General features: G+C 60.3%; 20 protein-coding genes. 11 read left to right on the top strand and 9 right to left on the bottom strand.

The window, feature by feature from the left end; translation table 11 throughout:
- The first annotated feature begins 1 nt into the window (after position 1).
- Positions 2-1,411, top strand: coding sequence for a DUF4340 domain-containing protein (locus NW806_RS06670; RefSeq protein WP_414410488.1), 1,410 nt, complete (start codon positions 2-4; stop codon positions 1,409-1,411).
- On the opposite strand, the gene NW806_RS06665 is transcribed toward NW806_RS06670, so the two are convergent.
- From NW806_RS06665 to rpsF, 3 genes are all read right to left on the bottom strand, one after another.
- Positions 1,408-1,941 carry a universal stress protein gene (locus NW806_RS06665; RefSeq protein WP_414410487.1) on the bottom strand — a complete coding sequence of 178 codons (534 nt, stop codon included), beginning with the start codon at positions 1,939-1,941 and terminating at the stop codon, positions 1,408-1,410. The genes NW806_RS06670 and NW806_RS06665 overlap by 4 nt on opposite strands.
- Positions 1,942-2,053: 112 nt before the next feature.
- Complete coding sequence (locus tag NW806_RS06660) at positions 2,054-2,449, bottom strand: single-stranded DNA-binding protein (RefSeq protein ID WP_414410486.1); 396 nt, start codon at positions 2,447-2,449, stop codon at positions 2,054-2,056.
- 69 nt (positions 2,450-2,518) lie between these two features.
- Positions 2,519-2,809 carry a 30S ribosomal protein S6 gene (gene rpsF / locus NW806_RS06655; RefSeq protein ID WP_414393677.1) on the bottom strand — a complete coding sequence of 97 codons (291 nt, stop codon included), beginning with the start codon at positions 2,807-2,809 and terminating at the stop codon, positions 2,519-2,521.
- 194 nt (positions 2,810-3,003) lie between these two features.
- Here rpsF and NW806_RS06650 point away from each other — a divergent pair, with 194 nt between their 5' ends.
- From NW806_RS06650 to NW806_RS06615, 8 genes are all read left to right on the top strand, one after another.
- On the top strand, positions 3,004-3,252 hold the full coding sequence (locus NW806_RS06650; RefSeq protein ID WP_414393674.1) for an acyl carrier protein: 249 nt from the start codon (positions 3,004-3,006) through the stop codon (positions 3,250-3,252).
- 63 nt (positions 3,253-3,315) lie between these two features.
- Positions 3,316-4,581: a beta-ketoacyl-ACP synthase II gene (gene fabF / locus NW806_RS06645; protein ID WP_414410485.1), complete on the top strand. Its 1,266-nt coding sequence runs from the start codon at positions 3,316-3,318 to the stop codon at positions 4,579-4,581.
- Positions 4,582-4,593: 12 nt separating this feature from the next.
- Positions 4,594-4,863 carry a hypothetical protein gene (locus tag NW806_RS06640; RefSeq protein WP_414393669.1) on the top strand — a complete coding sequence of 90 codons (270 nt, stop codon included), beginning with the start codon at positions 4,594-4,596 and terminating at the stop codon, positions 4,861-4,863.
- A 56-nt stretch (positions 4,864-4,919) separates the two neighbouring features.
- Positions 4,920-7,424, top strand: coding sequence for a heavy metal translocating P-type ATPase (locus NW806_RS06635; RefSeq protein ID WP_414410484.1), 2,505 nt, complete (start codon positions 4,920-4,922; stop codon positions 7,422-7,424).
- Between the two features lie 286 nt (positions 7,425-7,710).
- Entirely contained in the window at positions 7,711-8,307 is a 597-nt protein-coding gene (locus NW806_RS06630) for a DUF4388 domain-containing protein (RefSeq protein WP_414410483.1), read from the top strand.
- 105 nt (positions 8,308-8,412) lie between these two features.
- On the top strand, positions 8,413-8,982 hold the full coding sequence (locus NW806_RS06625; protein WP_414410482.1) for a GTP-binding protein: 570 nt from the start codon (positions 8,413-8,415) through the stop codon (positions 8,980-8,982).
- A gap of 29 nt (positions 8,983-9,011) precedes the next feature.
- A complete protein-coding gene (locus tag NW806_RS06620; protein WP_414410481.1) occupies positions 9,012-9,440 on the top strand; it encodes a hypothetical protein in 429 nt (142 codons plus the stop codon).
- Positions 9,441-9,601: 161 nt separating this feature from the next.
- Positions 9,602-10,525, top strand: a complete 924-nt coding sequence (locus NW806_RS06615; protein WP_414410480.1) for a fructosamine kinase family protein — start codon at positions 9,602-9,604, stop codon at positions 10,523-10,525.
- Between the two features lie 51 nt (positions 10,526-10,576).
- Here NW806_RS06615 and glyS read toward each other — a convergent pair whose 3' ends face one another.
- From glyS to NW806_RS06590, 5 genes are all read right to left on the bottom strand, one after another.
- Positions 10,577-12,769 (bottom strand): glycine--tRNA ligase subunit beta, encoded by a 2,193-nt coding sequence (glyS, locus tag NW806_RS06610; protein WP_414410479.1) that lies wholly within the window; start codon positions 12,767-12,769, stop codon positions 10,577-10,579.
- A gap of 110 nt (positions 12,770-12,879) precedes the next feature.
- Positions 12,880-14,958, bottom strand: coding sequence for a cation:proton antiporter (locus NW806_RS06605; RefSeq protein WP_414410478.1), 2,079 nt, complete (start codon positions 14,956-14,958; stop codon positions 12,880-12,882).
- Between the two features lie 200 nt (positions 14,959-15,158).
- A complete protein-coding gene (locus tag NW806_RS06600; protein WP_414393646.1) occupies positions 15,159-15,758 on the bottom strand; it encodes a superoxide dismutase in 600 nt (199 codons plus the stop codon).
- A 223-nt stretch (positions 15,759-15,981) separates the two neighbouring features.
- Positions 15,982-16,296: a hypothetical protein gene (locus NW806_RS06595; protein WP_414410477.1), complete on the bottom strand. Its 315-nt coding sequence runs from the start codon at positions 16,294-16,296 to the stop codon at positions 15,982-15,984.
- On the bottom strand, positions 16,293-18,263 hold the full coding sequence (locus tag NW806_RS06590) for a transglycosylase domain-containing protein (RefSeq protein WP_414410476.1): 1,971 nt from the start codon (positions 18,261-18,263) through the stop codon (positions 16,293-16,295). Before NW806_RS06590 ends, NW806_RS06595 begins: the two co-directional genes overlap by 4 nt.
- A 140-nt stretch (positions 18,264-18,403) precedes the next feature.
- Here NW806_RS06590 and tyrS point away from each other — a divergent pair, with 140 nt between their 5' ends.
- The gene (gene tyrS, locus NW806_RS06585; protein WP_414410475.1) at positions 18,404-19,660 is read left to right on the top strand and encodes a tyrosine--tRNA ligase; all 1,257 of its coding nucleotides are present in this window, start codon (positions 18,404-18,406) and stop codon (positions 19,658-19,660) included.
- 70 nt (positions 19,661-19,730) lie between these two features.
- On the opposite strand, the gene NW806_RS06580 is transcribed toward tyrS, so the two are convergent.
- A complete protein-coding gene (locus tag NW806_RS06580; RefSeq protein ID WP_414405352.1) occupies positions 19,731-20,330 on the bottom strand; it encodes a hypothetical protein in 600 nt (199 codons plus the stop codon).
- 343 nt (positions 20,331-20,673) lie between these two features.
- On the opposite strand from NW806_RS06580, the gene NW806_RS06575 reads away from it, so the two are divergent.
- The gene (locus NW806_RS06575) at positions 20,674-21,804 is read left to right on the top strand and encodes a peptidylprolyl isomerase (protein ID WP_414410474.1); all 1,131 of its coding nucleotides are present in this window, start codon (positions 20,674-20,676) and stop codon (positions 21,802-21,804) included.
- The last annotated feature ends 16 nt before the right edge of the window (positions 21,805-21,820 follow it).

The raw sequence follows: 21,820 nt of genomic DNA, 5'->3' as shown, positions 1-21,820 counted from the left end.
CATGTTCAAGCGCAGCACTTGGATTCTCTTGGGCTTGGCAGTGGCTGCTCTTCTGGGGTATTTCCTCCTTGACAGCTTTCAGCAACTGCGCCAGCAGCAGCAGGCGGAGCGGGCGCGGCTCTTCCACTTTGCCCCCGACACCATTGCCCGCATCGAGATCCGCCAGCAGAAAGACAGCCAGCCAGAAGTTATCCTCCTGGAGCGGACCCCGGAAGGAGAAAAGGGATCCCGTTGGCGCATCCGCCAGCCTATCCAGTCAGCGGCGCTGGACTTCCCGGTGGAGCAGTTGCTCAACACCTTCTCCCGCCTCACGCCTCAGCTAACCTTGGAGGAAGCTAACGATCTAGCTGCTTTTGGCCTGGATCAGCCGCGCCAGCAGATTGCCCTCTTCCCCAAAGAAGGGGAGCCCTACCGGCTGGCCATCGGCAATGACAACTTCGACGGCTCCGGCTTCTACGCCCAGCCCGAAGGGGGAAAAGTAGTGCTTCTTGCCAGCAGCCAAAAGGGATCCCTGCTGCCTTCCCTCTTGGCTTTGCGGGACAAAACCCTGCTGAGCTTTGATAGGGCAGCGGTGAAGTCTCTCCAAGTGCAACTAGCCGAGGCAGAGGTTGTCCGTTTGCAGCGGCAGGAAGAGACTTGGCAGATCGTCGAGCCCCGGGTGCTGCCTGCTGATGACCTCAATGTCGACCGTCTGCTCAGTACGCTGTCTCGCCTGCAAGCGGTGGAGTTTCCGGCTGAAACCAAGACGGAGCTAGCTTCCTATGGTCTGGAGCAGCCTTCTGCCCAGCTAACCGTTGAGCTTAAGGACGGCAAAACCCTGAGCGTAGCCTTGGGCTCGGAAAAAGAGGGCCAAGTGTACGTCATCACCTCTGAGCACCCGGCGGTGGCTACCCTTCTCACCAGCACTGCCGACATCCTCCGCGCTGACCTAGAGGAGCTGCGGGATCACCGCCTCGCCCGCCTCAACCCCAACCAGGTAGGTCAAGTTACCCTGGAGTTGCTGGAGGAGCGAGTTACCCTCAACCCTCTGCCCCAGGAGAAGGGATCCCTGGAGGTGCGCTGGGAAAACCCAGAACGGCCCGGCCAGGTAGTCAACCTCAGCTCCCTCTTTGCCAGCCTCAACGCTGCCCGCGCCAAGGAGTTCGTGCCCGCAACCGATCCCGAGGCTCAAAAGGCCCTAGCTGCTCCCGACCTTACCCTTGACATTGCACCCAAGCCTGAGACGGAGCAGGAGCCTTTGACCCTGAGCCTAAGCTCTGCTGGCCTGCGGGCCTACGCTCGCAGCAGCCGCCAGCCCGATATCGCCGTGCTTGACCTTAGCACCTTCAACAGCATTGAAACAGAAGTCAAGCGTCTTCTGGAGGAGAAAGGGGCAGAGGAAGGAACGCCAACCCCCACCGCTTCGCCCTAGGAGGGCGGGGCAGCCACCTGGTTTGCCTGGGGCTGGGATCCCTTCTTCAGGGTCTCCCCCTGGATGGTGAGAACTGAGCAGGGGGCGCGGTGGAGCACGTAGTTGCTGACGCTGCCCAAAAATAGCTCGCTTAGCCCAGAGTAGCCACGGCGACCCACCACAATGAGGTCGGCTTTCCAGGAGCGGGCCAAGTCGCAGATAACCCGGCCAGGGCTGCCGTAGCTGAGGTTGCATTCAGCCCGAACTCCCTCCTCAGTCGCTTTTTCCGCCAGCGAGCGCAGATAGTTCATCTGGTTTTGCTCGAAAATGGCGCACTGCTCCCGGTAGGACTGCCACAGCTCAGCACTGAGAGCAGAGCTGTAATCCATGCCCAGAATCATAGGGGGCTCCGGGGCACCGGGTTCTTCCTGAGACAGAACATGGAGGATCATCATCTCGGCCTGCATGGCTTTTGCCACCTGCAGAGCCCCTTGAAATACCCCTTCGCTCAGCTCCGACCGATCCACTGCCACCAGAATCCTTTTGAACATACCGATTTCCTCGACCGCATGAGTCTCTCTTGGCAATAAGGAGCAACCTATCCTCCTGGGGGGCGGGCGAAACCTAAACCCCCTTACCTAGCCAAGTAGGAGATCCCTAGGGCTAGAACGGAACCTCGTCTGGGTTGAGCGGAGGGGCAGCATCTTCTTCCCCAGGCTCCCCGCTTGACTCGCCCATCTCGGTGAGGGAGAGAACGCGAGCAGGGCTGAGTTGATGAATGCGGCGGGCAGTAATCTCCGCCAGCTTTTCCTTGCGTCCATCTCGCTCCACCACATTCATGTGCAGCTGACCCTCTACCGTGATCTGATCCCCCACCCGACAGGTATCCACCACCCGCTGGGCCAGCTCCCCAAAAGAGGAAACCCGCACCTGGTAGGGCGGCTCCTCTGGGCGCGAGCTGGGGAAGCGCAAGAGCAAAGAGGCAACTGCCAAGTTGTCAGGTGTGTAGCGCAGCTCTGGCTCGCTCGCTACCTCCCCCATCAAAACAATCGAGTTCATAACAAAGCCACGGGAAGTTTGCTAGGGCCTTATATTTCTAGTCTGTGCTCTGGCCGGGATTCTGTCGACTCAATCCAGGCGCAGGGTCATGTAGCGCAGGACGTTCTCGTTGATGCGCAGATTCTTCTCCCAGGTGGCCACTGTCTTCGGCTCGGCCTTGTAGTTGACCTGGATGTACAGTCCTTCCTTAAACTTCTTCATCTCAAACCCGGCGAAGCGGCGCTTGCCACGGTTGGTAATTTCTAGCTCAGTTGCCCCGTTTTCTCGCAAGAGGGACTCCTGTTCGCTAAGGAGTTGGGCGAGGGGTTCCTCCGAGAGGTCGGGGCGCACAATCAGCATCGTTTCGTAAGCGCGCGGCATGGAAGCAGGTTCTCCTTGAGAAGCCAACTTGAGGTGCAGTTGACTATCCTAGCTGCTCTTTCTGGAACCGGAAAAGCCACCTCCCCCCTCTGCGGCCAAAAAAGCGGGTAGAGCTCCCGCAAGAGGAGAGCCCTTCTCCGATACAATAGGGGGTGCTTCGATAGCCATAGCTAAGAGACTCTAGGGTTCCAAGGATGAGCGCCGAGGAAGTTTACCAGCGTGTTCGCAAGATTGTGTCCGAGCAGCTAGGAGTGGAAGACGACAAAGTAACCCTGGAAGCCAATTTCCAGAACGACCTAGGGGCTGATAGCCTCGACACAGTCGAGCTGGTCATGGCCTTCGAGGAGGAGTTCGATCTAGAGATCCCCGATGAGGACGCTCAGGGCATTGCCACTGTGCAGGATGCCGTCAACTACATCCTCTCCAAGAAGAAAGCTGCCTAACCTGCGGGAGGATGGGGACCTTCCCCTGATTTAGCGTTGTCTACAGATCCTGCCCTTGCTCCTATGTCCGTTCCACTCCCCTCCAAGCGTCGCGTCGTCATCACGGGGCTGGGAGCAATAACCCCGCTTGGCAATTCTCCTGCTGAGTTTTGGCAGGGCTTGCTGGCAGGGCGCTCTGGCATTGGGCCAATTACCCACTTCGACGCCTCCCGCCACGAGTGCCGCATTGCGGGGGAGGTGAAGGGGTTTGATCCCCTCGACTACCTAGATCGCAAGGATGTCAAGCGCACTGACCGCTTTGTCCACCTGGCGTTGGCTGCCACTCAGCAGGCCCTAGAGGATGCCCAATTTCGGATTACCCATCTCAATGCTGAGCAGGTGGGGGTGGTGCTGGGCAGCGGCATCGGCGGCATCCGGGTCTTGGAAGAGCAGCAGACCATTTATCTCCAGAAAGGGCCAGATCGCTGCAGCCCCTTTATGGTGCCGATGATGATTGCAAATATGGCAGCAGGCCACGTGGCCATTCACTTTGGCGCCAAAGGGCCCAATTTCTGTACGGTAACAGCCTGTGCTTCCGGCTCCAACGCCATTGGTGATGCCTTCCGGCTCCTGCAGCGGGGAGAGGTACAGGCTGTGATTGCGGGGGGTACGGAGGCAGCCGTAACTCCTCTGTCGGTGGCCGGGTTTAGCGCCATGAAAGCTCTTTCCACCCGCAACGATGCCCCGGAGCAGGCCTGCCGGCCCTTTGACCGGGATCGGGATGGCTTTGTCATGGGGGAAGGGGCAGGGATCCTGCTGCTGGAGGAGCTGGAGCATGCTCGCGCCCGCGGCGCCAAGATCTATGCCGAGATCGTCGGCTACGGCCTCACCTGCGACGCCCACCACATCACCAACCCCGCTCCTGCTGGCGAAGGTGCCGCCCGTGCGATGCGGCTAGCCCTTAAAGATGCTGGGATCCAGCCTGACCAGGTGCAGCACATCAACGCCCATGCCACCGGCACGCCTGTGGGGGATGTTGCCGAGGTGCAAGCCATCAGGGCAGTTTTTGGTGAGCATGCCCCTCGCCTAGCCATCAGCGCCACCAAGTCCATGACCGGCCACCTGTTGGGGGGAGCAGGCGGCATTGCCACCGTAGCGACGGCCCTAGCCATCTACCACGGCTGGGTTCCCCCCACCCTCAACTTGGATAACCCCGACCCCGAGTGCGAAGGGCTGGACTTTGTCCCCCATAAGGCGCGGCAGATGGCTGTTGACGTGGCCTTGGTCAACGCCTTCGGATTTGGGGGGCACAACGTGACCCTGGCCCTGCGCCGCTATTCCGCCGACTAGGGGATCTTGCCCATGTCCACCCCCGAAGGCCCCTTGCCCTCGATTCGTCAGCAGGCCCTGGCTGCTCTGACTGCAGAGCTAACCCAAAGAGGCCACCCGCCTGAGTATGCCCAGCACATGGCGGCGGCGGTGATCTTTCAGGCCGATCTGGATCTCTGCACAGCCCAGTTGGCGCGCCTCCTGAGTTGGCTCAAGCAAAACCACCCCAATCTCTATCCAGAGGCAGTGCAACTGGTGGATGCCACCCGCGAGGAGTTTGAGCGGCGAGTTCAAAGGGGGTAGTGGCGGGGATCCCAGCGTTAGGATGGGGAGAGTACCCCTCATTCCTGATTTTGCCGATGGCGCCAAAAAGCGAGGTCGAGGGAGTCCCTGTAATGGCCCCTGCAGAGGCGCCGCACCCTGGGGAAGAAACCCAGCTAGCCGAGCCCGCTGTGGAGGATAGGCCTTTAGGATTGGCTGGGAACGGATCCCTGCTGCTCCAAGTAGGGGGGATGAGTTGTGCTGGCTGCGTCCGGACCGTTGAGCAGCTGCTCCTAAGCCAGCCTGGAGTGGTCAAGGCCAGGGTTAACTTGGTTACCGAGTCGGCCCTTGTGGAATTTGCCCCCGGGATCCAGCCTGACCCAGAGCATCTGGCTCGGATCTTGACAGAGGCGGGGTTTCCCAGCACTTTTCCCCAAAATCAGGCCCCCTTGGCAGCGGGCGAAAAGGCCCTGGACGCGCCCGCGGATCCCCTGGCCCGGCAGCGGCGGCAAACCCAAGACCAGATCCGCCAGGCCCTCGCCGCCGCTTTTTTGCTGCTTGTCTCTGCCGCTAGCCACTTGGATCTGTTCACCCGTTTGAGCTTGCCCGTTCTCAACAACGTCTGGCTGCACTGGGGGTTGGCGACGTTGACTTTTCTTGGCCCAGCTCGGGGCATTGTCCTGGACGGCTGGCGGGCGGCGCGGCGGCTAGCTCCCAACATGAACACGCTAGTTACCCTGGGATCCGGATCCGCCTACCTGGCCAGTCTGGTGGGGCTGTTGGCCCCGCAGGTGGGTTGGGAGTGCTTCTTCGACGAGCCGGTGATGCTGCTCAGCTTCATCTTGCTGGGACGGGCGCTGGAACAGCAGAGCCGTCTGCGGGCTGCCAGCAGTTTGCAGGCTTTGGTGAGCCTGTGTCCCACCTCAGCTCGCCGGCTACGAGCCCAGAAAGGGCTGGGATCCGACTGGGTATCCCAGGAAGGAGAATGGTGCCCCGTTGAACAAGTCCAGGTAGGGGATTGGCTGCAGGTGCGCGCTGGCGAACAGATCCCGGTGGATGGGGAGGTTATTGCCGGCCAGGCCATGGTCAACGAGGGCATGCTCACCGGGGAATCCCTACCCGTGCTCAAACAGCCAGGGGATCCGGTTGTGGCCGGGACGGTCAACCAATCGGGAGTGCTGCTGTGTCGGTCTACGCGCACTGGGAAAGACACCATCCTGGCTCAGATTATCCGGCTAGTGGAGGAAGCCCAAGCCCGCAAGGCCCCCATCCAGGGCCTGGCCGACCGGGTGGCCGGTTACTTCACCTACGCTGTAGTGGCGCTAGCCTTTCTCATCTTCGCCTTCTGGTACTGGATCGGGATCCCTCTTTGGGGAAGCGAGATCCTGATGGGAGTTGGCCTCCACTCCTACCTGCACCTGGGGGATCACCCCCCTCCTTCAACTCCCCTGCTCCTCAGCCTTAAGCTGGCCATCTCGGTGCTGGTGGTGGCCTGCCCCTGTGCGTTGGGATTGGCCACGCCGACAGCCATTCTGGTAGGCACCGGCCTGGGAGCGGAGCGGGGACTGCTCATCCGCGGCGGCGACGTCCTGGAGAAGACTCACCGCTTGCAAACAGTCGTCTTCGACAAAACCGGCACCCTCACCCAGGGGGATCCGCACCTGACGGATTGCCTTGCCCTCGACCCCTCCCTGGATCCGGCTCGGCTGCTGCAGCTGGCGGCCACCGTGGAAAGCGGCACTTGCCATCCTCTAGCCCAAGCCATCCTGGGAGCCGCCCGCGAGCAAGGACTGCCCCTGCTTTCTGCCGACGAGTTTTACACCCAGGCGGGAGTGGGAGCCTCGGCGCGGGTGGAAGGAAAACAGGTTATCTTGGCCTCCCTCGAGGGGCTGGCTACCCTGGGGATCCCGATTTCCCCTCCAGCGCAGGCCCAAGCCGAGGTGTTGCTGCAAGCTGGCAAAACGGTGGTGGGCGTGGCTGTGGAGGGATCCCTGGCAGGGCTGCTGGCGGCCCAGGATCCCTTGCGGCCTGATGCCCAGGCAACGCTGCAACAGCTCCAGAAAATGGGCCTACAGGTGGTCTTACTGACTGGGGATCGAGCCGAGGTGGCTCACCAGGTGGCCCAAGCTTTGCAGGTGCCAGGGATCCGCGTCATCGCTGAGGTGCAGCCAGCCGACAAGGCTCAAGTCATCCGAGATCTGCAGGCCCAGGGCCAGAGAGTTGCCATGGTGGGCGATGGCATCAACGATGCACCGGCTTTAGCCCAGGCCGATGTGGGCATTGCCCTGCACTCTGCTACTGCTGCCGCTCTGGAGACTGCCGATATCATCCTCATGCGCAACCGCCTCTGGGACGTAGTGGAAGCCATCCGTCTCAGCCGCGCCACCTTTCACAAGATCCAGCAAAACCTCCTCTGGGCTATTGGCTACAACCTGCTGGGGATCCCGCTGGCAGCAGGGGTGCTCCTGCCCGCCTTTGGCATTGGCCTGAGCCCGGCAATGGCTGGGGGTCTCATGGCCTTGAGCTCCCTCAGTGTAACCCTCAATTCGATTCTCTTGAGGAGAACATTTGTGCCCTGTGAATTTTCGAGTAGCTATAGCTAAAAAGTGTTAGAGGCTGCGAACAACCGAACATTGATTGTTAAATATTTGTTAATCTTCCGAGTTTTTACCGAGCTTCTGACATAGCAACTGCTGCATACAAGTTAGGAAAATTTAGCAAGTTCGACTAACTATGACTAAAAAATGTATCAGCTTTAATCTTTTGCAACCTGGGCTTATGTAAGTCCAGACTAGCCCATGAGGGCACGCTTTGGTTTTTTGCCTAACAGAGCAAGATCCGTGAAAACACTGGAGAAACTGATCCTAGAGGGGCAAGGGGAGTAAAAGTATGGCAATGCTAGGGGATCTTCAGGAATTCTCCCTGAGCGACCTATTGCATTTGATGGAGAAGGGTAAGAAATCGGGGCAATTGTCTGTCTGGGCGCCCAATGGTATCTACCGCATCTGGCTTTATCGAGGCCGGGTGATTGCCGCTTTGCCCCCTGAAGAGAAGCATCGCTTGGAAAACCTGCTGACTGGCTCTAGGCTAGTGGACAGCCAGGTGATTAGCCAGTTGGTTGCCAGGAGTCTGGAGGAACCTCTGGGGCGTTGCCTGCAGCAGCAAGGGTTGATCTCCCCTGTAGATTTGGTCAAGCTCTTTCGCCATCAACTGCAAGTGGGGCTCTACTGCCTCTTTGCCTTGGAAGCGGGCCAGTTCAGCTTCTTACCCAACGTACCGTTGCCCTATCAAGAGATGACTGGCTTAAGCAAGGAGGCTTCGGCCGTAGTTTTGGAAGGGCTGCAGCAGCTGAAGCAGGATCAACGTCGGGAAGAAAACTTGCCCCAACCAGATAGCTACTTCTGGCGCACCAGCCTTGAGCTTCCTCTATTGAGCAAGCCTACCTTGAGGTGGCCTACAACGCTGTGCAACAGGAAACGGGTATGAGCGAGGCCTTGTTTAAACGCTTGATCGCTACCGGAGCTAGCAGTTTAGCTTCTTCCTAACCAATTGGGTTTGAGCGGGCTGGTCTTTGGTGGGGGGAAGCTAACTGTGGACAATATTCTCCGCATTGTTGTCACCGGGCCCGTGGGCGCTGGAAAGTCCACCTTTATTCGCACCATCAGCGAGATAGAGGTGGTCGACACCGATTGCAAGGCCACCGATGAGGTGGCAGAGCTAAAGCAAAGCACAACGGTCAGCATGGACTTTGGCCGCCTGAGAATTGGCGAAGAGGAAGAAGAGATGTGGCTGCATCTCTACGGCACGCCCGGCCAGGCCCGCTTTAGCTTTATGTGGGATATTTTAATCCAGCGCGCTCATGGCTACGTTCTTCTGGTGCCTGCCCACCTGCCTGGCCAGTTTCGCAATGCCCAGGCCATTCAAGCCTTTATGAGGTCCAGAACCCATGCTCCCTCAGTTATTGGGATCACCCACGTCGATCACCCCAATGCCTGGGATCCGGAAGACATTTTGCTGATCCTGAACAACCAAGACGGCTCAATTCCCCACACGACCTTAAATGCTCAAGAGCCGGCTTCTGTGGCCAACACGCTGCTCCTATTGGTTGAGCAACTGATGCCCCAGGTGGTTGTCCCAGCAGAAGATGCTAAGAAATGTTAAGCTAGGGGGAGTTGGGTCAGCTAAGTCTTATGGAGTCCCTCTACCTCAGCGGCGAGTTTTCCCGTAGCCTTGTCAACCCCCCTATCTACTCGGCCATTGCCCTGCTCAGCTTCTTTGCTATTATTTTCGGCATCATCTTTAAAGACAAGTTGGAATACCAGGTAGCCCTTTGGCAGCAGAACCGAGAGGGCCAGGGGCAGATCCGCTACCGCACGCCGGGGATCATCCTCAGCTACGCCCTCTGCAATCTGTTTGCCTTTGGCTTTGTAGCTGCCTGTTTACACGTTTTTGGCCTATCTCTGGCTTTGGCGGCCTTGGTCGGCGGGATCCTTGTCTTCAGCACAGCAGGACTGATCTGGTGGCGGCTGGGATCCCTGCTGGAGCTGTTGGCAGTGGGGGGATCCCAAGCCATTGAACTCGACTTTTTGGATGCTGAGGCAGCGGTAGAAGGAGAATAGCAGCTTCTGGGCTCTCGCCAGGCGGCCAGAAAGGCGGCGGAGGTTATCACCCAAGCGAGAAATGGACGCGGCAGGCAGCTTTGCTACGCTGGTAGCTGGGTCGGTTGCCGGACTGACACCGATAGTTCATCTAAACACCTAGCCCAGCTAGCCCAGTATTGATGCAGAACTTTTGGCAGGCCGTTGCCCAGCACCTCTCTGAAGCCACAGGGGATCCCTTGCATCCTCTACACTACCGTCCCCTGGGCGGGGGCAGCATCAACGCCGCCTACCAGCTTTCCTGTGTGCTTCAGGCTTCTTCTGGCCAGGAAAGACGAGACTACTTTGTCAAGGTGGCGGGGGGAGGAGAAAGAGCGCTGGAGATGTTTGCAGCAGAGGCGGCGGGCCTGCAAACCTTGGCGGCGGCCAATGCCGTGCGGGTGCCACAGCCGATTGCCTGGGGATCCTTTGATGGGCAGGCTTACCTGGTGCTGGAATACCTGGAGCTGAGTTCGCCCCGCCCCCAAACGGGAAGTTTGCTGGGATCCCAGTTGGCCCAGTTGCACTGCACGCTCTCCCCCAACGGCAACTACGGCTGGGATCGCAACAACACCATTGGTTCGACGCCGCAGATCAACAGTTGGCGGCAGAACTGGGTGGACTTCTACCGAGAACAGCGACTTCTCTACCAGGTCAAGCTGGCTTGTCAGCGGGGTTACCGCGGCGCCTGGGTGACGCAAGCCGAGCGGGTAATGGCGGAGCTAGAGACTTTCTTTCGCCACTACCGGCCCGTCCCGTCTCTGCTACACGGGGATCTCTGGGGCGGCAACTACGGCGCCTTGCCCGATGGCTCGCCGGTAATTTTTGACCCAGCCACCTACTACGGGGATCGGGAGACGGATCTGGCGATGACCGAGCTTTTTGGCGGCTTCCCGGCGGAGTTCTACCGGGCCTATCAAGAGGCCTATCCCCTGGACGAGGGGTATCCTCACCGCAAGCCTCTTTACCAGCTCTACCACTGGCTCAACCATCTCAACTTGTTTGGAGAGGGCTACCTGGGCTCAGTGCAGCGGGCCTTGCAGCAATGCCTACGCTTTCTTGCATAGTCTTGTTCTACTCCCTCGCCTACGCTTAGTTACTGGGATAGCCAGCGGCAGCTAGCGGCTCTTCTCTGGCGTCGCTTCCCCAGCCATGACCACAGCCCCCATATCCCCCAGCAGGCGAGACTGGTTGCGCAATATCCCCAATAGGTTCAGCCGGTTGGCTCGCAGGCTGGGATCCGGATCCATGACCAAAACCGCCTCGAAGAAACGATCCACTGCAGGGGCTGCTGCCTGTAGGCTCTCCACCAGTGGGGTAAAGTCTCCTTGGCAAGCTGGCCCCACGCCCAGCCGGTAAACCCTTTGACAGGCTTCGTACAGCTCCTGCTCTGCCGTCTCCTGAAACAGCCTAGGATTCACTGCAGCCGCCGGATCCAGCACGGCGTAGTCCAAATTCCCTTGGGTGGCCAGGCGGGCGCAGCGGTTGAGGGTGGGGTAGAGATCTGCCAATTCTCCAGTCGCTCGCAGATGTTGCAGGTACTCGGCCCGCAGCAGGGTGAGAGGCAGGTTGCTCAAAGCCCGCAAGGTCAGTTCCGCTTTCTGGGGCTCCTTGCCATGGACAGACTCGGGATCCCCGACCACGGCTCTGACCAAGTCGTAGTCAATTCGCTTTTCCTCCTGCAGAAGGATTTGCAGCCGCTGGGCAAGAAACTCCTGCAAGGCCTTTAAGGTCCTTTCGTCTCCCGCCGCGTAGTCCCGCACCACCTGGCGCAGGAGCTCATTGACATCCAACCTCCAGTCAGCCTCCCAGGCAATCAATACCAGGCTGTTGGCAGCCCGCCGCAGGGCAAAGCGATCCGAAGAGCCCGTAGGGATCTGCCCCAGGTGGAACATGCCCACCAGGGTGTCTAGGCGATCTGCCCAGCCCACGACCCGCCCGGTCAAAGAGGTGGGCAGAGCCTCCCCTGCCCCCAAAGGCCAGTAGTGCTGCTCGATCCCTTCGGCCACGGCTTCCGGCTCGCCGTCCTGGCGGGCGTACTCGGCGCCCATGATCCCCTGCAGCTCTGGGAACTCGTACACCATTTGGGTAACCAGATCCGCCTTGCACAGGTAAGCCGTGCGATTCACCAAGGCCTGCTCTTGGGGATCCAAGTTCAAGGCAGTGGCAATGAGGCGGCTGATGTGGCGGATGCGCTCTACTTTGTCGCGCATCGATCCCAGCCCCTCGGCAAAGGTAACCGCCTGGAGACGCTCCACCCGCTGGGCCAAGGGGAGGCGGCGATCCTCCTCGTAGAAAAAGCGGGCATCGGCCAAGCGGGCCCGCACCACACGGCTGTTGCCTGCCGCAATCCGCTCCGCTTGCCGGGGGTCGCCGTTGGAGATGGTGATGAAGTAGGGCAGCAGTTTTTCCGGATCCCGCCCATCCCGCACGGGAAAGTAGCGCTGGTGGGCAATCATCACCGTTTCAATGACCGCAGGAGGCAAGCGCAAAAACTCCGGCTCAAAGCGCCCCAGAACTGCCGTTGGCCACTCCACCAACTGCACCACCTCCTGCAGCAGAGCAGGGGGGATCTGGGCTTGCCCGTTCACCTGCTTGGCTAGCCGGGTCACCTCCGCCTGGATGTGCGCTGCCCGCGCTGCCGGGTCGGGGTTTACCCCTGCTGCTTGCATCTGCTGAACGTAGCTCTCAGCCCGCTCCAAGACGACCTGCGGGGATCCCAAGACGCGGTGGCCACGGCTTACCCGACCAGCCACTAAGCCCGACGGAGGATTGCCGTCAGGGGTAGGCCAGAGCAGAGGCAGCACCTGATCGTCCCAGAGGGAGACCAGCCAGCGGATGGGGCGGGGAAACTTGAACTCCCCGTAGCCCCAGCGCATCAGCCGCTTGCCGCTCAAGGAGGTGATCCAGGTGGGCGCCAATTCCTGGAGCACCGCTGCTGTTGGACGTCCCTGCACCCGCTGCACGGCAAAGACAAAGGAGCCCTTCCCCACCTGCCGGATCTCCAGGCTGGCGGGATCCACCCCCTGTTTCTGGGCAAACTTTTCCCCGGCAGGGGTAAGCCGGCCGTCTTGGTAGGCCACCTGAACTGGCGGCCCCTTCACCTCCAGAAGGCGATCCGGCTGTTGGGTGGGCAGCCCCTGCAGCAGAACTGCCAGGCGCCGCGGCGTGCCGAAAAGCTGCATCTGCTCGGCCTGCAGATGGGCTTCTGCCAAAGAGGCCGGGATCCCTGTCCTCCACTGCTCTAGGGCCGAATCCACAAAACTAGCTGGCAGCTCCTCACAGCCAACTTCCAGCAAATAGGCAACCATAGGCTCCGCCCGGCGCTAGCGACGTCTTTCCTCGGCGAGGGTGGGTGTTGATCGCGATTTCTCAGTCTAGCAGGGGAAGCGGGCTGCCGTTTGAGCCAGTCTCACTAGCCCTAGTACCAAGTGGAGTCTCCTGCCGCCAGAACACTCTCCTGCAAACGCGGCGGGTGGGCAGCAGGCAGATGCACCACGATCATGGGGAGGTCGGGACGATGGCGGGCGATGATCTCCGGCTCGCGGCTTAGGCGAAAGCGGCTGCGGGCTTCGCTGAGCACTCCCACCAACATATCCCCCGGCTGCAGGGCTTTGAGCACCTCGGCCACCAACCCCCCCTGCACCCGCTGTACCGGCAGATGGGCATAGCTTGCCGCCCCCGGGCCCGGAGAGCGCTCCCGCAGCGGTCGGGTTTGCACTAAGAGAAGCTGCAGCGCCGCTTTCAACTCCCCAGCCAGCGTCTGCGCCAGCCCAATCGTCTGCTGCAGGGATCCAGGAGACACTTCCAACTCTGGGGCTGCCAAAAGGATGCGCCGCGTCGTCTCGAGCGGAACAGGGAAGCGCGCGATTAGCACCGGGATCTCCACCTGCCGCACCACCGCGTCAATGGTGCTGCCGAAAAAGTTCTCCGCATAGGTGGAGTAGCCTTTCCAGCCCAGGATCACCAAGGTCGCCTGCCGCTCCAGGGCCGAGCGAATGATCCCTTTTTCCACCGAGTCATCCACCCGGCGAATGGCTTCCACCCGCGCTGCAGCGCTGTGGGCTAGGGACTCGGCAAAGGACAACAACTGCTCTTGCCGGGCCAGGGCTGCTGGCGAGATCCCAGCACGGTCAGACAGAACGTGCAGCGGCAGCAGCGTTCCCCCATCTTTTTTGGCCAGAATCAGACCCAACCGCAGCAGGTTGCTCTCAGTCTCGGGGTTGACTACCGGCACCAGGACGCGGGATCCCCAGGCTGGCCTAGGCAAGTCGCTGGCTTCTGGTGCCACCTCCCTAGGCTGGAGCTGCTGCCCCCAGCGGGCAACAATCCAAGGCGAGGCAATGCAGGTAACCAGGATCATGGCAATGGTGCCGTTCACCGTCAGCTCATCCACCAACTTCACCTGAAAGGCCACCGTGATGGCCGCCAGGGTAGCCGCCGCCTGGGCCATCGACAGGCCGAACATAACCATAGCGCTGGCAAAGCGCCAGCCAAACAATTGGGCCGGGATCCAAGCCGCCAAAAACTTGCTCACCACCTCCGCTGCGATCATCACCCCGCCCACCAGCAGCGTGCGCGGATCCCCCAAGAGAATACCGGGATTGATCAGCATCCCCACCGAGATCAAGAAGAAAGGCACAAACAGGGTGTTGCCGATAAACTGAATCCGGTTCATCAGGGGGCTGAGAGGGGAGATGATGGGGGTGATGGCCGTCCCTGCCAAAAAGGCTCCCACCACTGGCTCAATGCCAATCAACCCCGCTCCGTAGGCCACCAGGAACAAGGTGGCAATCACAAACGTAAACTCTGCTCCCTCATCGTGGCCAAAGCGCTGGAAAAACCAACGGCCCAGCCGGGGCACCCCCCAGAAGGTGGCAAAGGTATAAAGGACGATTGAGGGGATCAACGTCAGCCAAAATTGCGGCGTCAGCTCCCCTTGATGGGCGCGCACCACCACCGCCAGCACCAACAAGGTCAGGACATTCGTGATCAGGGTACCCCCCAGGGTTGCCGTTACCGTTTGCAGGCGCATCAACCCCAGCTTGGAGACAATGGGCAGCCCAATCAGGGTATGAGAGGCAAAGCAGGAGGCCACCAGCACCGCCGCCAGGAAGTCATACCCAATGGCCAGCATGGCTACCGTGCCAATGAGCATGGGCAACAGGAAGGTAAACGCCCCGAAGATGCTGGCCTTGCCGGCGTTGAGCTTTAAATCCTCCAGGCTGGTCTCCAGCCCGGCCATGAACATGAGAAACAACAGCCCCACCGTGCCCAACAAGACGATGGTCTCGTCGCGCTGCAGGATCCCCAAGCCGTAGGGCCCCACCACCAACCCGGACAAGATCAGGCCGATGATCCCCGGCAGGCGCAGTCGCTCAAATAGCAGCGGGGCCACCAGCATGATCGTCAGGATGATGAGGAATACCAGCACCGGGTTTTTCACCGGGCCGACTACGGCTAGAGGGATCCCTGAAATTTGCAGCCAGCTAGCCAGCATAGATACCCAAAGGACAGCAACCAGATGCCTGCCTGAGTCTATCAGATTCTTCCAGGTTCGAGGTGCCTTGCAAAAAGAGCAAAGGGATCCCCAGTTGCTGAGGATCCCTCGAATCCCATCAAAAGAGGTCTGCCTAGCTGGCAGAGGCGGAGCTAGTCTTCAAGGGGATCCCCTGTCCAGGGATCCCAGAACAGGTACACTCAGGCCGCCGCCAGCCGGGCGTTGGCAGCATCCCAGTTCACCAGGTGCTCCAGGTAGGCGGTGATGTAGTCAGGCCGCCGGTTCTGGTAGTCCAGGTAGTAGGCATGCTCCCACACATCCAGTGTTAGCAGGGGAACTTGGCCGTGGACCAGCGGGTTTTCCGCGTTGGGGGTTTTGGTCACTTTCAGGGTGCCGTTGTCCAGCACCAGCCAGGCCCAGCCGCTGCCAAACTGGGTGGCCGCCGCCGTTTTGAAAGCCTCCACAAACTTGTCGTAGCCGCCTAGATCAGCGTTGATCTTGTCAGCAATGGGCCCTGTCGGCGCGCCGCCCCCGCCCGGCTTCATGGATTCCCAGAAAAAGGTGTGGTTCCAAACCTGGGCGGCATTGTTGAAGATGCCCACTTTATCGGGATCCCCGAACGTAGTCTTCATGATTTCTTCCAGGGACTTGTTGGCCAGCTCGGTGCCTTCGATCAGCTTGTTTAGGTTGGCTACATAGGCTGCATGGTGCTTGCCGTGGTGGTAGGAGAAGGTTTCTGCCGACATGTAGGGCTGAAGCGCGTCGGCAGGGTAGGGCAGAGGTGGGAGTTCAAAGGCCATAGTCGTCTGTCCTCTGGGTCTTGTGCGAAAGATGCAAGAAAGGACGCCGGGAAGGCAAGCCTAAACCAGACAAAGGCGTTACCTTTCTTTGCAGTCTTAGTGTAACTCAGAACCCCTACGCTCTGGATCCCCCGCCCATGGCGGTGGGGATCTGGTGCCCCAGCGCCCTGTTTGCCTTGGCCTGAAAGCCCAAACCAGCGGGATCCCTGCCCCAGCAGCTCGATCAGCAGGGGGACAACATCAAAGCCGCGGTGATGGCGGCAATGGTAACCCCATTGCGGGTGAAGTTGAGGGTGTCGCGGCTGAGCCGGAAAAAGCGCTCGTCCCAGCGTTTGACTTCCGCCTCCAGGCGTTCTTCGGCACTGGCAATGCGCTCCTCTGCTTTGGCAATCCGTTCCTCAGCCTTGGCAATGCGCTCTTCGGTGCCGGCAATGGTTTGTAGCAGCTCTTGGTTTTGCCGGGCCAGTTGGGCGATGGCCTGGGCGTTGGCCTCGACAGTGCGCTCAATGCGCGCCAACCGCTCCTCGCTATCGCTCATGGTTGGGGAGGGGGAAAGTAATCGGGGCTGGGGAAATCCTGGGGCGGGATCCCTTGCAGGGCCTCTGTCATAAAGCGCTTCCAGGTGGGAGCGACAAAAGCGCCTCCTGCCGTACCCGGGAGCATGGGAGAGTTGTCGTCGTTGCCAATCCAGATGGCAGTGGACAGTTGCGGCACATAGCCGATGAACCAAGCGTCGCGGAAATCCGAGGTGGTGCCCGTTTTGCCAGCCACCGGTCGCCCATCGTCCAGACGGGCTGCCGTCCCGGTGCCCTGGGTTACCACCCCTTTGAGGATCTGGTTGAGGGTGGCCACCGCCCAGGGATCCAAAACCTGCCGCGGCTGGGGTTTGGCCTCGAAGAGAACTTGGCCGTCGCGACCCACCACCTGGGCTAGGAGCGTCGGCTCCACCCAGTAGCCGCCGTTGGCAAACACGGCATAGCTGGCTGCCATCTCTAGGGGGCTGGCGCTGGCCGACCCCAGGGCAGTGGTTAAGTTGGGGGGCATCTCGGCGCTGAGGCCGGTGGCCTTGGCTGCAGCAATGACGTTGTGGATCCCGACTTCCTCTGCCAGCTTGACGGTGGGCACGTTGCGGGAGAGCTCCAAGGCGCGGGCGAAGGTGAGGGGGCCGTAAAAGGTGTTGTCATAGTTTTTCGGCCTGTAGGGAGGAGAGCCGGGATAGGTGACGGGGGTGTCGTAGAGGATGCTGTAGGGTGTGTAGCGGCCGCTAGCCAGGGCCGCATAGTACACGTAGGGCTTGAAGGTGGAGCCAGTCTGGCGAAAGGCTTGGGTGGCGCGGTTAAATTGGCCCCGCCGAGCGTTGATGCCGCCCACAAGGGCCTTGACGTAGCCTGTGCGGGGATCCACCGCCGCCAGAGCCATCTGGTCGGCTCGGCGAGTGGCGGTAAGGCGAGGCCCGTCTTCGTTGACAATGCGCTGGGCAATGCGCTGCAGCCGCAGGTCGATAGTGGCCTGAACCCGCAGCCCCCCCTGGAGGATGGCCTGCTCGCCATAGCGGCGCCGCAGCTCTGCCTCAATGGCGTCGGTAACCGCCGGCGCGTTGCTTTGGAAAGAGGTGATGCGGCCAAAAGTCAGCTTCTGCTCTCGCGCTGCCTGGGCCTCTTCTGGGGTAATCCACTTGAGCTGCACCAGGCGATCCAGCACCAGCCGTTGGCGCCGCTTGGCTGCCTCCAGGTTGCGAAAGGGGCTGAAGATTTCTGGCGCCGGCAGGATCCCGGCCAGCATTGCTGCTTCCGCCAAGTTGAGCTCCGCCGCATCTTTGTTGAAGTAGCTGCGGGCTGCCGCCTGAATGCCGTAGAGATTGTGCCCCCAGTACACCTGGTTGAGGTACATCTCTAGGATCTCGTCTTTGGTGAAGACCTGCTCCAGCCGCAGCGCTAGCACAATCTCGGCCACCTTGCGGCTGAGGGTGCGCTCCGGCTTTAGAAAAAGGTTTTTCACCAACTGCATCGTCAGGGTGGATCCACCCCCCGCCGAGCCCCATCCCCCCTCGACGCTGCCCAAGAGTGCCCGGCCCAAGCTGACCGGGTTGATGCCGGGGTGGGTGTAGAAATGGCTGTCTTCAATAGCCAGCAGCGCTTTCTTCATCTCCGGGGAGACTTCTTCGAGGGAGATTACCTCCCGGTTGGCTTCCCCGTGGAGGCTAGCAATGGGCTCGCCGTGGATATCGACAATGTGGGTGGTGGCCACCGGCACGTAGTTCCGCAATTGACGCACGTCGGGCAGGTTGCGGAAGCTAATGGCCAACCCCAACAAGCCAGCAGCCGTTGCCGTAGAGCCCAAAAGCAGGGATCCCAGCAACAGGTTGCCCACCGTGCCAGCAACCTGAGCAAGCCAGGAGAAGCGGGTGGGCGGGATGTCAGCGGTATACTCGTCGTAGTCCAGGTGGGGAAAGGGGCGGCTGGAAGAGTGCCGCGGAGCTCTCGAGGGCCTGGGACTGTAGGTCACGTCAAAAACTCCGTCACTTCAGCGTTGCGGAGAACCCCAAGTTTGCCCCATTATAGGGCGGCGCTTCCTGGGCCGGCAGGGGATCCTCGCCGCCTCTAGGCAAGGGAATAAAATGGCTCATGTTGCCTCTCAGTGCAGAGATGGAGCCAACTCCTATCTCTTCCGCTCTAGAGGATCCCCGCATTGCCGAGATCACCCAGCGGGGGGTAGCCGAGATCTTTCCAGGGGGAGCGGCAGCTCTGGCAGAGCGCCTAGCCAAAACCGATCGCCCCTTGCGGGTCAAGCTGGGCATCGATCCCACGCGGCCGGATCTGCACCTGGGCCATGCGGTGGTCTTGCGCAAGTTGCGCCAGTTCCAGGATGCCGGCCATGTGGCTATTTTGCTCATCGGTGACTTTACGGCTCTAGTAGGAGATCCCACCGGCCAATCGGAGGCCCGTCCCCGCCTGACCCTAGAAGAAGTGGAGGAGAATGCCCGCACCTATCTGGAGCAGGCTGCCAAGATCTTGGACTTTGAGACCCCTGGCCGGCTGGAGGTGCGCCGCAACAGCGAGTGGCTAGCCCGCCTCACCCTCAGCGAGCTCATTGAGCTCCAAGCCCAAATGACAGTGGGGCAGATGTTGGCCAAAGAAGACTTTGCCCAGCGCTACCGCTCGGGAACGCCCATCTACCTACACGAATTTCTCTACCCTCTCCTGCAAGGCTACGACTCGGTGGCACTGGAGGCGGACGTGGAGTTGGGGGGAACTGACCAGCGCTTTAACCTCCTAGTTGGCCGGGAGCTACAGCTTTGGAAAGGGCAAACCCCGCAGTTTTGCCTAACGGTGCCTCTTTTGGAGGGCTTGGATGGCTACCAGAAGATGTCCAAGTCCAAGAACAACTACGTGGGCTTGACCGAGGATCCCCTCACCATGTACTCCAAGCTGGAGAAGGTGCCGGATCACCTGGTGCAGCGCTACTTCGAGTTGCTCACCTCAGTGCCTCTTTCGGAGCTGCCGGCGGATCCCCGTCAGCGCCAGATTCTCCTAGCCAAAACCCTAGTGGCTCAGTTTCACTCCCCTGAGGTGGCAGAAGAGGCCCAGCGCACCGCCCAAGCCCTGGTGTTGCAAGGTGAACTTGTCGAGACCGCCTCCATCCCCACCTTTGCTGTCGAGGGCTTGTCCTATCCGGTTAAGCTCAGCTACATCCTGCGCGAGTCCGGCCTGTGCAAGAGCGCTGCCGAGGCCCGTCGGCAGATTCAAGGGGGCGCCGTGCGGCTGGACGGTCAAAAGGTGGAGGATCCCAACCTGGAGTTTGCCAACGCTTCGGAGCTAGCGGGGCGGGTTTTGCAGGTGGGCAAAAAGGCTTTCCGGCGGCTGGTGGTGGGTAATTCCCTCACCGAGCACGGGCAGGCTTGAAGCCAAGGCCAGGTTTTTTGAAGGGTGGTGAAGTCGGGAGAGTTGTTGAGAAAACCGACTCTGGCCTGGATCAGCTTGATCTGGCCTCGGCCAATGCCTCAGTGAGCTTTTGTCTTACCAGCTCTTGGGCTTGCAAAATATTGGGATCTGCTGCCCATTCTGGCGCTTCCCTGACCGGGTCATCTTCGGAAGTAAACTCCAAATCATAAACCTCGCTGCGGTAGATGGGGCTGAAGCATTCCCAAGCCCGCAAACTGTAGAAGTAGGGAAATAGCCGCACGATGCAATCAATATCCAAAGCCTCGGCAAAGCGGCGAAAAGCCTCTTCTTCTGAGACCGGAAAAGGCGCATAGTGCTCGGAGACAAACCACTTCAAAAACTTGCGGGCCTCTGGAACAATTTGCTCAGGGGCCATGGATTCCAGCACTGCCGCGTTGAAGCAGTTAACCAAAAGGTGCTCCAGCAGCACGGCGTTGTACTCGGCAAAGCAGGTTTGCTCGCGGCTTTCCACCGGCTGCCAGGGCATGTTGCCGTTGGCGGCAATAAATAGGTGCACCAGGTCGTGGGAAGGGTTGGTTTGAATAAAGCCATGTCCCTCTAGTTTGGCGCCGTCGCAGCTAAAGAGCTGGAATTGAGGGCTCCAGTAGAACTTCAGTTGCTTTGCCGCCATGCTCTAGCCGTCCTCTTGTCCAATGACGGGATCCCTTCCTCTAGAGCCTACACCTGAATTGACAAGCTGTTATGCACTATAGGCCATGGAAGAAAGCGCTGGCCTCATTTGACAATCAGCCGGAGATCAAGCTCTCCATCATTGGCAAAGTCGGAGCCGCCTTCGCACAAGACAGACTTCAGCCCCCCTATTAGGATCCAAGCGGCTGGTCGAGCTAGAGTCAGCTGAACCTACTTCCGCCGCTGCCGCTACGAGGCAAGGGCTCTGACCACGCAGCGCTTGCCGCCGGCGAGGGTAGAATGCCAGGCTGAGAGCAAAAGCAGCATTGGCAATGGGTGAAGACATGACACAGCGTGCTCAGCAGGGATCCCCAGTTGGCAGCAGGGCCGAGCGGTGGGAGGGGGGGAGGAAATCGCTCCGGCTGGTTTTGGCCGCTGTATTGCTTTGGGCGGTTTGGCTGGGTGGGATCCCGGCGCTGGCGCTGCCCCAAGGGGATGCCATTACCGATCCGCGTACTCTCTTGCGGCGGGCCCTGCCCATCCAGGACAGTCGGATTTGGGAAATCGATGAAGCCATTACCGAGATCGAGGCGGACCTGAAGTACAACCGCTGGTCAGCCGTGCGGGGGGATGTGCGCCAGGTGGAGCGGCTTCTGGACCGCTATACGGATCCCCTGCTGGCGGAGTTGCCCCCTGAGCAAGCTGCTGCCGCCTCTGAAGAAATTGCCGCTCTGCGGCAGGAGTTGCAAACCATCAACCAGGCCACGGAGCGCAAACCCAAGGGCAAAGAAGAGGCTCGCGCCGCCTACGACCGTCTGGTGGACAAACTGGGATCCCTGGAGAGCAAGTGGGTGGGGGCTTTCCCCTACGAGATCCCGCAGGAGTATGCCGACAGGCCCCAGCTCCTGGGCCGAGCAGAAGTGGAGCTGAACACCACCGCTGGGCGTATGGTGATCACCCTCGATGGCTATAGTGCTCCAATCACTGCCGGCAACTTCGCTGACTTGGTGCAGCGGGGCTTCTACGATGGCCTGACCTTTGATCGAGTGGAGAAATTCTTCCTTGTGCAAGCCGGGGATCCCCCTGGCCCTGCCGACGGCTACGTGGATCCGGCCACGGGCAAAGTTCGCACCATTCCTCTGGAGATTCGCGCCAAAGGTGAGTTAATGCCCCGCTACGGCCAGACTTTTGAGCAACTGGGCCTCTGGGATGCGGAGCCGGCTTTGCCTTTTTCTGCCGAGGGAACAGTGGCCATGGCTCGCTATCTAGAGGATCCCAACAGCGCCTCTTCTCAGTTTTTCATCTTCATGGCCGAGCCGGATCTCACCCCCGCCGGCCTCAACCTCATGGATGGCCGCTACGCTGTGTTTGGGTATGTTACCGAAGGCACCGAGGTGCTGCGCAAAATTAAGCTGGGGGATCGCATTCTAAGCGCCCGCATCATCTCGGGCAAAGAAAACCTCAAAAATGCCTAAAGCCGTTTCCGCAAGC

This window comes from Synechococcus sp. W65.1, from assembly GCF_047461615.1.
Classification (GTDB): Bacteria; Cyanobacteriota; Cyanobacteriia; order Thermostichales; family Thermostichaceae; genus Thermostichus.
Note: the sequence above shows the minus strand (reverse complement) of the source record. Positions and strands in the feature narration are given on the sequence as shown.